Below are 13,321 nucleotides of genomic sequence, written 5' to 3' on the forward strand. Positions count from 1 at the left end.
TAATCCGGTAGCGGCGTAAAAATCGCGGAAGGGATGAAAAAAACAGCGCCTGACGGCGCTGTGTCTGGCATGCCTGCAATCCGGGAAACCGGACCAGGAAAAAACTTGCAGGCCATAACAGTATCTACAGCCGCTGCCAGATGTGTGCTGGATAAGGCGTTCACGCCGCATCCGGCAAGATGGCGGTAACGACTATCCGCCAGGCTTTTAGATCGCCTTAATATCCCTGCTCGAAATAGCTTTCGAGAATAATAACCGCAGAGGCAGAGTCGACTTTGCCTTTGTTGAGCGCCCGATAGCCGCCCTGTTCAAACAGACCGGAACGGGCTTCCACGGTGCTAAGACGTTCGTCATGGAGCTTTACTTCAACACCGAAACGACCATGAATACGGTTGGCAAATTTACGCGCTCTGGCAGTCAATGGTTGCTCGGTGCCGTCCATATTCAGCGGCAAACCGACGATGATTTCGTCCGGCTGCCACTCTTTCAGTAAACGCTCGATAATGTTCCAGTCCGGCGTACCGTCCTGTGCTTTAATTGCAGGCAAAGGGCGAGCGGTGCCGGTAATGCGTTGGCCGACCGCTACGCCAATGCTTTTGGTGCCGAAGTCGAAGGCGAGTAAGGTTCCACTCATCAGGCGTGCCCTGCCACACCAGGCATGGTGAGAATATCCACACCAATCAGTTTTGCCGCCTCGCGCCAGCGGTCGGCAATCGGCGTTTTGAACAGAATATTCAGATCCGCCGGGGCCGTTAGCCACGCGTTATCGAGAATTTCTTGTTCCAGTTGACCTTTTTCCCAGGAGGCATAACCCAGAGCCACCAATACGTCAGACGGTTGTTTATCGGTGCCGAGCGTTTCCAGCACATCGCGGGAAGTGGTCATCACTGTGTTGTCTGAAATGCGAATGCTGGAAGCAAAATTGGAGGGCGGAGTATGCAAAATAAACCCGCGATCTTCAGCCAGCGGACCGCCGAGCATAACCGGTTTATCCAGACGGATTGATTCATCACGCGGCTCCGGCGTGATCTTCAGCTTTTCCAGAATCCCTTCAATTTTGAGATTTTCCAGCGGCTTGTTGACGATGATCCCCATTGCACCATTGGTATTATGTTCGCAAATGTAGACCACGGAACGACGGAAAATCGGATCCTGGAGAGCAGGCATGGCAATAAGAAAGTGATGCTGTAAATTCATTGTCAGAGGTTCTGTTTCCTGGTTCAAAAAAGCAACAGCGCCCAGTATGCGTGGAAAGAAGGGCGCTGTCACTCAGAGTCTCAACGAGATCCTTCTCGCTAAGGTGGGTTACTGCTGCTGTAAACGTGCTTCGATGGCATCCATTAACATTCCGGTGATCGACACCGGAAACTCTGCTTCAATCTCACGAATACAGGTTGGGCTGGTGACGTTAATTTCAGTCAGACGGTCGCCGATGATATCCAGACCAACAAAAATCAGCCCTTTTTCTTTCAACGTCGGTCCGATCTGACGGGCGATTTTCCAGTCACTTTCCGTCAGCGGACGAGGTTCACCGCGACCACCGGCAGCCAGATTGCCACGGGTTTCGCCCCCCTGCGGAATACGCGCCAGGCAGTACGGTACCGGCTCGCCATCCACCACCAGCACGCGTTTGTCGCCATCTTTAATGGCTGGCAGGTAATTTTGCGCCATGCAGTAGCGAGTGCCATGCTCAGTCAGGGTTTCGGCAATCACGCCGAGGTTTGGATCGCCTTCTTTCACGCGGAAAATCGACGCGCCGCCCATACCGTCCAGCGGCTTAAGAATGATGTCGCTGTGTTTCTCCCAGAACGCTTTTAGCTGCGCTTTATTGCGCGTAACCAGCGTTTCTGGCGTTAAGTCAGAGAACCAGGCGGTAAACAGTTTCTCGTTACAGTCGCGCAGGCTCTGCGGCTTGTTAACGATCAGCGTTCCTTTCTCTTCGGCACGTTCCAGAATATAGGTCGCGTAGATAAACTCGGTATCAAACGGCGGGTCTTTACGCATCAGAATCACATCGAGATCGGCCAGCGGCAGATCCTGTTCACCGACGAACGAAAACCACTCTTCGTAGTTCTGCTTCACGTTCAGCGTGCGGGTATGGGCGCGGGCTTCGCCATTGATCAGATACAGATCGCCCATCTCCATATAGTGAAGTTCGTAACCACGACGCTGTGCTTCCAGCAACATAGCGAAACTGGAATCTTTCTTGATGTTGATGTTTGCGATGGGGTCCATCACGATGCCGAGCTTGATCATTATTCTTCTCCGTTAGCCCAAATCGCCAAATCGTACTTGTAGCGCGGTAATGGCGGTGAGCGCAGTTGTCTCTGTACGCAAAACGCGAGGTCCCAACAGGATATCAGTAAATTGATAGCGGGCAGTCATGGCAATTTCATCTGCCGATAAACCGCCTTCCGGGCCAATCAGCAGGCGGACGCGTTCAACCGGTAACGGCAACGTATTGATGCTGTTACTGGCGCGCGGGTGAAGATTCAGTTTCAGTCCTTCATCCTGCTCTGCACACCAGGCTTCCAGATCCATCGCTGGGCGGATTTCCGGCACCCGGTTACGACCACACTGCTCACAGGCAGCAATTGCAATCTTCTGCCACTGCTGGAGCTTCTTGTTCAGACGTTCACTATCCAGTTTAACGCCGCAGCGCTCAGAAAAAAGTGGCGTAATGAGGCTTACACCGAGTTCGATCGATTTCTGGATCGTAAATTCCATTTTTTCACCACGCGACATCACCTGACCGAGGTGAATATGCAGCGGAGATTCGCGATCGTCGATCTTGCCTTCCAGCACCTTCACTTCCACGCTTTTTTTGCTGGCGCTGGTAATTTCGGCGTCAAAGACCTGGTTGCTACCGTCAAACAATTGCAACGCCTGCCCCGGCCCCATGCGCAGTACGCGCCCGATATGGTTGGCGGCATCTTCGCAAAGCGCGATGTGAGAATGGCTGGTCAGTGGTTCAGGATGATAAATGCGGGGGATACGCATAGTTAAAAATCCGCGTCGTCTCCCCACGCGGTTGTACGCGTGGGGTAGGGGTTAACAAAAAGAGTCCCGCTAGTGTAGGTTAGCTCTTTCGCGCCTGGCAAGCGCGTTGCACATACGGGTTATGATTGCCTTGCACCTTCGCGATGCGTTCATCGCGCTCGCACTCCCAGTCGGTAACCGGATACATCTTGTTCCATGCGTTGAACAGCTGCGTTTGCTGGCGAGAGAGTGTCAGGTTGTATTGGTCGCGCATATAGAAGTAGGTGCGCGCAATGGCACCGCGTGCACGCGCTGGTGGTTCGGCAGCTTTTTCTTTGAAATCGACCTTCATGGCGCATTGACCGTACTGGCCTTCGCCGCCATTCCACTGGCTGTACATAAAGTTGCCGCGATCGCCATTCACCTCACCGACTGACGGCTGCAGGTTATGCATATCGCTTTCCATCTTGCGATAGACCGGATCTTTAGCGCAGTTTTTACGTCCACCGTCCTGCCAGCACTGGCGCTGGTGACCGAACTGCCAGGCGGGAACGACGTGTTCCCACTCTACGCGGCTGGCTCGGTTTTCATTTTTGCGCACCTGATAGCCGCACGATTGCAGATCAACAACGCCTTTTTTGCCCTGCCAGTTAATTTTACATCCGCAATAAAACGTACCGGGCGCGTCAGCGTGGACTTTTACCGCCGCGGCTTTCGCCTGAGAAAAACTATTGATACCTTCGGCCAACGCCGGGCCGGAAAATGCTGCGCTCAGTACCACCGCAGCAATAGACAAATAACGGTACATCACTTACTCCGTGTTAAAACGAGCCAGCAACGTAGCGAAAGTTGTTTTGGTATGCAATCAGCCAGATCAGGAAAGTTCCTGATAGTTCAGATGGTTATTTCGCAACCAGCTGTTCACCGCAGTGAACACAGCGATAGACGGCCTCGCCACGAACTACGCGATTATGGCGGCGTACGGTAAGCTGATGCTCCTGGCACTTGCAGCGGTAGGGGAAGGTGTTGCGACGCACGGATTGCAGTTCGAACTGATGCGTACGACGGGCGGGAACGCCCAGCACGCTTTCCATCATCCACTTCCACTCTTTGCCATGTGGCGCTACGCGGCCGAAATGTTTCCATACCAGCAAATGTGCCAGTTCGTGCGGTACCACTTCTTCAATAAAAGCTTCACTGTTTTCCAACAGCAAAACGGGATTGAGGCGGATTTCATAGCTTTCCAGCCAGGCTGTTCCGGCGGAGGTTCCGCGCTGGGTGTAAGAGAGTTTTGGCTCCGGGTAGTTACGCCCTAGCTTCAGGTTGGCCTGGGCGAGTTTTTCCCGCAGGCGGCGCATAACGGCCTGCTGGATGGCGATAGGGAGACGGGATGTTTTCATAGCGGCAGAGGATAGAGCGAAGAAAAGATGACTGCAAGAGGTGGCTTCCTCCGCGATGGGAGGAAGCCTGAGGAGATTAATCGTGAGCGCCGATTTCGCGCAGTTTACGACCTTTCATCAGATTACGTTCAATATGTTCCAGCGAAACGTGTTTGGTTTCCGGTACCAGCCAAAATGTCAGCAGGATAAACAGTACGTTCAGAGCCGCATACACCCAGAAGGTGTTGGCGTTACCCAGCGTGTTGAGCATGGTCAGGAACGTTGCGCCAACGATCATGTTGGCAATCCAGTTGGTGGCGGTGGAGCAGGTGATGCCAAAATCGCGGCCTTTCAGCGGCTGAATTTCGGAGCACAGTACCCAAATCAGCGGACCGGCACTCATGGCAAAACCGACAATAAACATCAGCAGCATGGCGATGGCGAAATACTGCGCTGACGGAGAGTGAATACCGATATGCATCATTGTACCGAGTACGCCCATGCCAGCAGCCATCACCAGGAAGCCCAGCGTTAGCGTTGGTTTACGTCCCCAGCGGTCAACAAGGCCGATTGCGATAAAGGTGGCAAGTACGTTGGTCAGGCCGACAATCACGGTCCCCCACATTTGCTCGGTAGTGTTGGTATAACCCGCCAGTTCGAAGATTTTCGGCGCGTAATACATGATGACGTTCATCCCGGTGAATTGCTGCATTACCTGCAACAGTACGCCAAGGAACACCGCGCGGCGGAAGTTGCTGTTCTCTTTAAACAGCGCCCAGCCACTCTGTTTAACCTGCAAACTTTCACGGATTTCATCCAGTTCGCGTTTCGCTTCCGCGCTGGTGTCACGCAGGCGTAGCAGCACGCGTTCGGCATCAACAAAACGGCGTTTGGCGGCAAACCAACGTGGGCTGTCTGGCAGGAAGAAGACACCAATCAGCAGCAAAATTGCCGGGATGATAATCACACCCAGCATCCAGCGCCATGCACCGGTGTAGCTGAAGGCGGTATCAGAAAGATAAGCACCGAGGATCCCGATAGTGATCATCAACTGATACATCGAGATCATACTGCCACGAATTTTTTCCGGCGCAATTTCAGAGAGGTACAGCGGTGCGGTATAAGAGGCCACACCCACCGCCAGCCCCAGTAGAACGCGGGAAAGAATCAGTACTTCAACGTTTGGCGCAGCCGCAGAGAACAGCGAACCGGCAACAAACAAAATTGCGCCGATCATCAGGCTCTTTTTGCGCCCGAGTTTAAAGGAGAGCCAGCCGCTGCCCACCGCACCGACTGCCGCACCGAACATCATGGAGCTTACGACCCATTCTTGCGTATGCGAAGTAATCTGGAATTCATCTGCAATAAACGGCAGTGCGCCAGCAATTACACCGATATCCAGGCCAAAGAGTAATCCCGCCAGAGCGGCAAGGAAGCAGACGAAAAACGTCATTGCCTTGTTTGACCGCCCCTGTTTTTTAGCGTCAGGCATGATGCCCTCCAATATGGTTATTTTTTATTGTGAATTAAGATAGGTGAGTACGACGTAAAAAGATGTGAAGCAAATCACATCAGTGTAATCGCTTACACTAACATTTATCTTAGTTATGGTTTAAGTGCATGAAAATAATTGAGTTATATCATCATAGATTAAACGCTGTTATCTGCAATTAAGACTTTACTGAAAAGAAATGTAACAACTGTGAAAACTGAATAATAATATGAAAATATTACAAATATTTGGCTGGTGTTATTGGTGTAATCGGTTTCAGTAGTGATGATAATTTGCGATAAAACGTGTTGAGGAAGAATGATGTTATTGTGCGGGCAGCTTTTTGCCGGATGCGGCGTGAATGCCTATCCACCGCGGTGAGGTAAAAGAAAAAGGCCAGCGCGAGGCTGGCCTTTGAAAGCAGGTGAAGAAAGATTACTTCAGACCGGCAGCATCGCGCAGCAGCTGCGCTTTGTCGGTTTTTTCCCACGGGAAATGTTCACGACCAAAGTGACCGTATGCTGCGGTTTCTTTGTAGATCGGGTGCAGCAGATCCAGCATCTGAATCAGACCGTATGGGCGCAGGTCGAAGAACTCACGTACCAGCAGAGTCAGTTGTTCAGAAGGCACTTTCTCAGTACCGAAAGTTTCTACCATGATGGAAGTCGGTTCAGCCACGCCGATTGCGTAGGAAACCTGAATTTCACAACGATCGGCCAGGCCAGCAGCAACGATGTTTTTCGCGACATAACGTGCTGCGTAGGCTGCGGAACGGTCCACTTTTGATGGATCTTTACCAGAGAATGCACCGCCACCGTGACGCGCCATGCCGCCGTAGGTATCAACGATAATTTTACGACCAGTCAGACCGCAGTCACCCATTGGGCCACCGATAACGAAACGACCGGTCGGGTTGATGAAGAATTTGGTGGCAGAAGTCAGCCATTCAGCGGGCAGAATTGGCTTGATGATCTCTTCCATTACCGCTTCTTGCAGCGATTTCTGGTCGATCTCTTCAGAATGCTGAGTGGAAAGCACGACAGCATCGATACCAACGATTTTGCCGTCGTCATACTGGAAAGTCACCTGGCTTTTCGCGTCCGGGCGCAGCCACGGCAGAGTGCCGTTTTTACGCACTTCAGCCTGACGCTGTACCAGACGGTGTGCATAGGTGATAGGTGCTGGCATCAGCACGTCGGTTTCATTAGTTGCGTAGCCAAACATCAGACCCTGGTCACCCGCGCCCTGTTCCAGCGGATCGGCACGGTCAACGCCCTGGTTGATGTCAGGAGACTGTTTGCCGATAGCGCTCAGAACCGCACAGGAGTTAGCGTCAAAGCCCATGTCGGAATGCACATAGCCAATTTCGCGAACGGTGTTACGGGTGATCTCTTCGATGTCTACCCAGGCGCTGGTGGTGATTTCGCCGCCAACTAAAACCATGCCGGTTTTTACGTAGGTTTCGCAAGCAACGCGTGCTTTCGGATCCTGTTCGAGGATCGCGTCTAAAACGGCATCAGAGATTTGGTCAGCAATTTTGTCAGGATGCCCTTCAGAGACGGACTCGGACGTAAAAAGGTGTTTTGCCATATTTAATATCACCTAAAGAGAATTTGGTTAGCTCAAACTGTTGTGTGGATTTTCTGTGGTAGCGGATCCTACCACGACTCTGCAGGTTAAAAACACTGGCAGTCTGAGTGTTAATCGGTATGGATGGATTAACATCTGGATGGCTATTTTAGGTCAATTCTTCACCCGATTTCCACTTTTTTTTGAATCGTGTCTCATTCTGTTAAAAACGTGGCTGGAAATTTTTCCTGACAATGCCGGCATTCTGCGTATTTATCTTTTGCAATTTTCTGCCATTGTGGGGTATAAAACGCGGCGCGCGGCTTAAATAAAAAGCACACGACGTTTCTTTCGTGTTGCCACTTCCAGCCGGGTTGAAATCAGAGTTTTGGCTTGTGGGTTCGTCTTAACAGGCGGCCGTGGAGGTGATACGAAATAATGAACCGTTGTCTGCTGCTTAACCTGTCTCACCGTTCTGGTGAAGATTCGTTCCCCGCACTCTGCATCTCTGCTTTGCATACCTGCCGATGTTATACCCATCTCGGCGCTTCTCAGGATTCAAGAGCTGGTTACAGTTACTGAGGACTGAACAAGGGCGCTCTTGTAAAAACAAGAGTTTTCTCGTGGTTTCGCCGAACTGTCACACTTACGTTCGGTTATGTGCTTAATAATGTTATGAAAAAGAAACCGGTTGCGCAGTTGGAGCGTCAGCATTCACTGCTGGAAAATCCATGTGCTTATGGGTTGTTATCGCAGTTCCAGGCTGCGATAGTCGTTAACTGTTTTACACTTAATAAAATAATTTGAGGTTCGCTATGTCTGACGACATGTCTATGGGTTTGCCTTCGTCAGCGGGCGAACACGGTGTACTACGCTCCATGCAGGAGGTTGCAATGAGCTCCCAGGAAGCCAGCAAGATGCTGCGTACTTACAATATTGCCTGGTGGGGCAATAACTACTATGACGTTAACGAGCTGGGCCACATCAGCGTGTGCCCGGACCCGGACGTCCCGGAAGCTCGCGTCGATCTCGCGCAGTTAGTGAAAACTCGTGAAGCACAGGGCCAGCGTCTGCCTGCACTGTTCTGTTTCCCACAGATCCTGCAGCACCGTTTGCGTTCCATTAACGCCGCGTTCAAACGTGCGCGGGAATCCTACGGCTATAACGGCGATTACTTCCTTGTTTATCCGATCAAAGTTAACCAGCACCGTCGCGTGATTGAGTCCCTGATTCATTCGGGCGAACCGCTGGGTCTGGAAGCCGGTTCCAAAGCCGAGTTGATGGCAGTGCTGGCACATGCTGGCATGACCCGTAGCGTCATCGTCTGCAACGGTTATAAAGACCGCGAATATATCCGCCTGGCATTAATTGGCGAGAAGATGGGGCACAAGGTCTATCTGGTCATTGAGAAGATGTCAGAAATCGCCATTGTGCTGGATGAAGCAGAACGTCTGAATGTCGTTCCTCGTCTGGGCGTGCGTGCACGTCTGGCTTCGCAGGGCTCGGGTAAATGGCAGTCCTCCGGCGGGGAAAAATCGAAGTTCGGCCTGGCTGCGACTCAGGTACTGCAACTGGTTGAAACCCTGCGTGAAGCCGGGCGTCTCGACAGCCTGCAACTACTGCACTTCCACCTCGGTTCGCAGATGGCGAATATTCGCGATATCGCCACAGGCGTTCGTGAATCGGCGCGTTTCTATGTGGAACTGCACAAGCTGGGCGTCAATATTCAGTGCTTCGACGTCGGCGGCGGTCTGGGCGTGGACTATGAAGGCACCCGTTCGCAGTCTGACTGCTCCGTAAACTACGGCCTCAATGAATATGCCAACAACATCATCTGGGCGATTGGTGATGCGTGTGAAGAAAACGGTCTGCCGCATCCGACGGTAATCACCGAATCGGGTCGTGCGGTGACTGCGCATCACACCGTGCTGGTGTCTAATATCATCGGCGTGGAACGTAACGAATACACGGTGCCGACCGCGCCTGCAGAAGATGCGCCGCGCGCGCTGCAAAGCATGTGGGAAACCTGGCAGGAGATGCACGAACCGGGAACTCGCCGTTCTCTGCGTGAATGGTTACACGACAGTCAGATGGATCTGCACGACATTCATATCGGCTACTCTTCCGGCACCTTTAGCCTGCAAGAACGTGCATGGGCAGAACAACTCTATCTGAGCATGTGCCATGAAGTGCAGAAGCAACTGGATCCGCAAAACCGTGCGCATCGTCCGATAATCGACGAACTGCAGGAACGTATGGCGGACAAAATGTACGTCAATTTCTCGCTGTTCCAGTCAATGCCGGACGCATGGGGGATCGACCAGTTGTTCCCGGTTCTGCCGCTGGAAGGGCTGGATCAAGTGCCGGAACGTCGCGCTGTGCTGCTGGATATTACCTGTGACTCTGACGGTGCTATCGACCACTATATTGATGGTGATGGTATTGCCACGACAATGCCAATGCCGGAGTACGATCCAGAGAATCCGCCGATGCTCGGTTTCTTTATGGTCGGCGCATATCAGGAGATCCTTGGCAATATGCACAACCTGTTCGGTGATACCGAAGCGGTTGACGTGTTCGTGTTCCCTGACGGTAGCGTAGAAGTAGAACTGTCTGACGAAGGCGATACCGTGGCGGACATGCTGCAATATGTACAGCTCGATCCGAAAACGCTGTTAACCCAGTTCCGCGATCAAGTGAAGAAAACCGATCTTGATGCTGAACTGCAACAACAGTTCCTTGAAGAGTTCGAGGCAGGTTTGTACGGTTATACCTATCTTGAAGATGAATAATTAAGATTATTCCGCTGGCGGGTCGATTTATTTACGTAAATCGGCCCGCTTTCTTTTTATATATTCTTAAAAATAATCTCGCTGCTTTTCTTATTAAATAATCTCCCTACAATCGCTGCATTAATTAAATGCAGAGGGAACGGTTATGAAAAAATGGAAAGTACGTAGCGCGTTGGTGGCATTAATCGTGCTGCTGGCCGGTTGTTCCAGTAATGCGCAGTATAATAGCAGTGCATCGGGCAATGTCGGCACTGCCTGGGGTGGGGATGTGCACTCATCGGTTCAGGGCGTATCTGCTGAGCGAGCCTGGCGCGATCCGGCAGAGATGATCGTTATTAGTTATTCGACTAATGTTCCTTCCGGCTATGACCGCGTTTATAGCATTCGTATTAACGAACTGGAATATGCTATTCGCGATGGTAATTTTAATTCTCTACCTATTACGCGTGTTTATGATTCATCCAATAATGAACCACGCTATATTGTCCATGCCAGAGTCGGAATGAATTATCAATTATATGTCCGTAATTACAGTCGTAACACCAACTACGAGATCGTTGCTACTGTTGATGGCCTGGATGTGCTGAACGGCAAGCAAGGTTCGCTGAATAACAACGGCTATATTGTGAATGCCGGAGATTCTTTAGCGATTAAAGGATTCCGCAAAGATAAACATACCGAAGCGGCTTTTCAGTTCGCCAACGTTGCTGATTCCTACGCAGCCAATTCGGCGCAAGGCGATGTGCGTAATACCGGTGTAATAGGCTTTGCCGCCTTTGAATTACAAGGCCAGGCGCAAAACGCGCTGCCGCCGTGCTCTGGACAAGCCTTTCCGGCAGATAACAATGGCTATGCGCCGCCACCGTGTCGGAAATAGCAACCTCGCTTGATGCCTCGCCCATTTAAGGCGATAATTAGCACAAACTTGTGTTTCGCAAATCCAACCCTTCCTCGTCGGGCCTAACGACGCGGAAGGGTTTTTTTATATCGACTTTGTAATAGGAGTCCATCCATGAGCACCTTAGGTCATCAATACGATAACTCACTGGTTTCCAATGCCTTTGGTTTTTTACGCCTGCCGATGAACTTCCAGCCGTATGACAGCGATGCTGACTGGGTGATTACTGGTGTGCCGTTCGATATGGCCACTTCTGGTCGTGCGGGGGGACGCCACGGTCCGGCAGCTATCCGTCAGGTTTCGACGAATCTGGCCTGGGAACACAACCGCTTCCCGTGGAATTTCGACATGCGTGAGCGTCTGAACGTCGTGGACTGCGGTGATCTGGTATATGCTTTCGGCGATGCCCGTGAGATGAGCGAGAAGCTGCAGGCGCACGCCGAGAAGCTGCTGGCTGCCGGTAAGCGTATGCTCTCCTTCGGTGGTGACCACTTTGTTACGCTGCCGCTGCTGCGTGCTCATGCGAAGCATTTCGGCAAAATGGCGCTGGTACACTTTGACGCCCACACCGATACCTACGCGAACGGTTGTGAATTTGACCACGGCACCATGTTCTATACCGCGCCGAAAGAAGGTCTGATCGATCCGAATCATTCCGTGCAGATTGGTATTCGTACCGAATTTGATAAAGACAACGGCTTTACCGTGCTGGACGCCTGCCAGGTGAACGATCGCAGCGTGGATGACGTTATCGCCCAGGTGAAACAAATTGTGGGTGATATGCCGGTTTACCTGACCTTTGATATCGACTGCCTGGATCCTGCATTTGCGCCGGGAACCGGTACGCCGGTAATTGGCGGTCTGACCTCCGATCGCGCCATTAAACTGGTACGCGGCCTGAAAGATCTCAACATCGTTGGGATGGACGTAGTGGAAGTGGCTCCGGCATACGATCAGTCGGAAATCACTGCTCTGGCTGCGGCGACGCTGGCGCTGGAGATGCTGTATATTCAGGCGGCGAAAAAGGGCGAGTAAGCACCAGATGCGATGCGCACGGGTAAAACGTGCCATTAATGTCGGATGCGGCGTGAACGCCTTATCCGACCTACGTTCGGCACCCGTAGGCCGGATAAGATGCGCCAGCATCGCATCCGGCAATGCGCACAAGGTAACAAATGTGCCATTCATGTCAGATGCGGGGTGAACGCCTTATCTGACCTACGTTCGACACCACCAGGCTTTACTTTATCCCATCCGCGCTCATACGATCGCGAATATGCTGGGCGCGTTCGGCGGATGCAGGATGGTCGTCAAACATTGAGCTTTGGCGGCCTTCTTCCAGTTTCGCCAGTTTTTCAAAGCTGGTGGCAAGACCTGCCGGGCTGATGCCGCGTTGGCGCAGAAGATCGTAAGAATAATCATCGGCTTCTGCTTCCTGGCGCTGGGAGAATTGCGAATTAACTAATTTCTCGCCCAGATCACCGAGTTGTGATTGAGATAAACTGCCGACAATCCCGCCCGCAGAGGCCGCAGCTACTCGCACGGCATTTGTACCAAGTGCCACCTGCATTCCTTTTTTCACATGGCCTAACGCCACGTGCCCCATTTCGTGACCGATCACCGCTTCGACTTCGTTATCCGTCATCATATCCATCAGCCCGCTATAGACGCGGATACAGCCGTTAGCCATTGCAAAGGCGTTCACATCCTTCGCCATATACACTTTGTAATTTACCGGCTGACCGTTGATATTGTTGCCTAGCGCATTGGCAATAGTTGTCAGACGTTTAGCGTATTCGCTATTGGCTGGCGCAATCGTCGCCTTGCTGTCCATCTCCTGACATGCCTGATCGCTCAGGGTTTTCACCTGCGCATCACTCAAACTGTAAGCCTGAAAAGCTTCCGCTCCTGATGAGAGCAGTCCGTTGGAGTCCATATTCTGGCAACCAGTCAGTACCGTTGCCACGCTCATTGCTACCAATAAGGCGCGAATTTTCATGTTTTCTCTTCCGCACAAGGTCAGGATTATTCTAAAAATGCGCCGTTTGCAGGTGAATCGACGCTCAGTCTCAGTATAAGGAAAAGCGCAGCGGACGGGCGAGTAGATTGCGCAACATGCGAGCATGATCCAGAGATTTCTGAAGCGGCAAAAGGATGTTCCATGTACATGACGCGCGGCTTGCGGTAAATTGTTGGCAAATTTTCCGGCGTA

General features: G+C 51.9%; 15 protein-coding genes. 6 read left to right on the top strand and 9 right to left on the bottom strand.

The window, feature by feature from the left end:
• Positions 1–217: 217 nt before the first annotated feature.
• The 8 genes from ruvX to metK all read right to left on the bottom strand — a co-directional run bounded on the left by ruvX (position 218) and on the right by metK (position 7,440).
• Positions 218–634 (bottom strand): Holliday junction resolvase RuvX, encoded by a 417-nt coding sequence (ruvX, locus tag ACJHXA_RS04650; protein ID WP_000017106.1) that lies wholly within the window; start codon positions 632–634, stop codon positions 218–220.
• The gene (locus ACJHXA_RS04655) at positions 634–1,197 is read right to left on the bottom strand and encodes a YqgE/AlgH family protein (protein WP_001053178.1); all 564 of its coding nucleotides are present in this window, start codon (positions 1,195–1,197) and stop codon (positions 634–636) included. The genes ruvX and ACJHXA_RS04655 overlap by 1 nt, the downstream gene beginning before the upstream one ends.
• A gap of 108 nt (positions 1,198–1,305) precedes the next feature.
• On the bottom strand, positions 1,306–2,256 hold the full coding sequence (gene gshB, locus ACJHXA_RS04660; protein WP_000593273.1) for a glutathione synthase: 951 nt from the start codon (positions 2,254–2,256) through the stop codon (positions 1,306–1,308).
• A gap of 12 nt (positions 2,257–2,268) precedes the next feature.
• Complete coding sequence (rsmE, locus tag ACJHXA_RS04665; RefSeq protein ID WP_001222508.1) at positions 2,269–3,000, bottom strand: 16S rRNA (uracil(1498)-N(3))-methyltransferase; 732 nt, start codon at positions 2,998–3,000, stop codon at positions 2,269–2,271.
• Positions 3,001–3,079: 79 nt separating this feature from the next.
• Positions 3,080–3,787, bottom strand: a complete 708-nt coding sequence (gene endA, locus ACJHXA_RS04670; protein ID WP_000286500.1) for a deoxyribonuclease I — start codon at positions 3,785–3,787, stop codon at positions 3,080–3,082.
• 94 nt (positions 3,788–3,881) lie between these two features.
• Positions 3,882–4,379, bottom strand: a complete 498-nt coding sequence (locus tag ACJHXA_RS04675; RefSeq protein ID WP_000858396.1) for a SprT family zinc-dependent metalloprotease — start codon at positions 4,377–4,379, stop codon at positions 3,882–3,884.
• 76 nt (positions 4,380–4,455) lie between these two features.
• Complete coding sequence (galP, locus tag ACJHXA_RS04680; RefSeq protein ID WP_103262161.1) at positions 4,456–5,850, bottom strand: galactose/proton symporter; 1,395 nt, start codon at positions 5,848–5,850, stop codon at positions 4,456–4,458.
• A 435-nt stretch (positions 5,851–6,285) separates the two neighbouring features.
• Complete coding sequence (metK, locus tag ACJHXA_RS04685) at positions 6,286–7,440, bottom strand: methionine adenosyltransferase (RefSeq protein WP_001062128.1); 1,155 nt, start codon at positions 7,438–7,440, stop codon at positions 6,286–6,288.
• Between the two features lie 55 nt (positions 7,441–7,495).
• On the opposite strand from metK, the gene yqgD reads away from it, so the two are divergent.
• From yqgD to speB, 6 genes are all read left to right on the top strand, one after another.
• Positions 7,496–7,747: a protein YqgD gene (yqgD, locus tag ACJHXA_RS04690; RefSeq protein WP_001303651.1), complete on the top strand. Its 252-nt coding sequence runs from the start codon at positions 7,496–7,498 to the stop codon at positions 7,745–7,747.
• A 110-nt stretch (positions 7,748–7,857) separates the two neighbouring features.
• Positions 7,858–8,001 (top strand): protein YqgG, encoded by a 144-nt coding sequence (yqgG, locus tag ACJHXA_RS04695; RefSeq protein WP_001297404.1) that lies wholly within the window; start codon positions 7,858–7,860, stop codon positions 7,999–8,001.
• 93 nt (positions 8,002–8,094) lie between these two features.
• Positions 8,095–8,226 (top strand): acid stress response protein YqgB, encoded by a 132-nt coding sequence (gene yqgB / locus ACJHXA_RS04700; protein ID WP_001297406.1) that lies wholly within the window; start codon positions 8,095–8,097, stop codon positions 8,224–8,226.
• Positions 8,227–8,234: 8 nt separating this feature from the next.
• Complete coding sequence (gene speA / locus ACJHXA_RS04705; RefSeq protein WP_001295380.1) at positions 8,235–10,211, top strand: biosynthetic arginine decarboxylase; 1,977 nt, start codon at positions 8,235–8,237, stop codon at positions 10,209–10,211.
• Positions 10,212–10,356: 145 nt separating this feature from the next.
• Positions 10,357–11,088 carry a membrane protein gene (locus ACJHXA_RS04710; protein ID WP_000758903.1) on the top strand — a complete coding sequence of 244 codons (732 nt, stop codon included), beginning with the start codon at positions 10,357–10,359 and terminating at the stop codon, positions 11,086–11,088.
• 135 nt (positions 11,089–11,223) lie between these two features.
• Positions 11,224–12,144 carry an agmatinase gene (speB, locus tag ACJHXA_RS04715; RefSeq protein ID WP_000105566.1) on the top strand — a complete coding sequence of 307 codons (921 nt, stop codon included), beginning with the start codon at positions 11,224–11,226 and terminating at the stop codon, positions 12,142–12,144.
• A 205-nt stretch (positions 12,145–12,349) separates the two neighbouring features.
• Here speB and loiP read toward each other — a convergent pair whose 3' ends face one another.
• A complete protein-coding gene (gene loiP, locus ACJHXA_RS04720; RefSeq protein ID WP_000701842.1) occupies positions 12,350–13,108 on the bottom strand; it encodes a metalloprotease LoiP in 759 nt (252 codons plus the stop codon).
• Positions 13,109–13,321: the final 213 nt, after the last annotated feature.

It is taken from the genome of Escherichia sp. WS33, assembly GCF_046486385.1.
In the GTDB taxonomy this organism is placed as follows: domain Bacteria; phylum Pseudomonadota; class Gammaproteobacteria; order Enterobacterales; family Enterobacteriaceae; genus ECMA0423.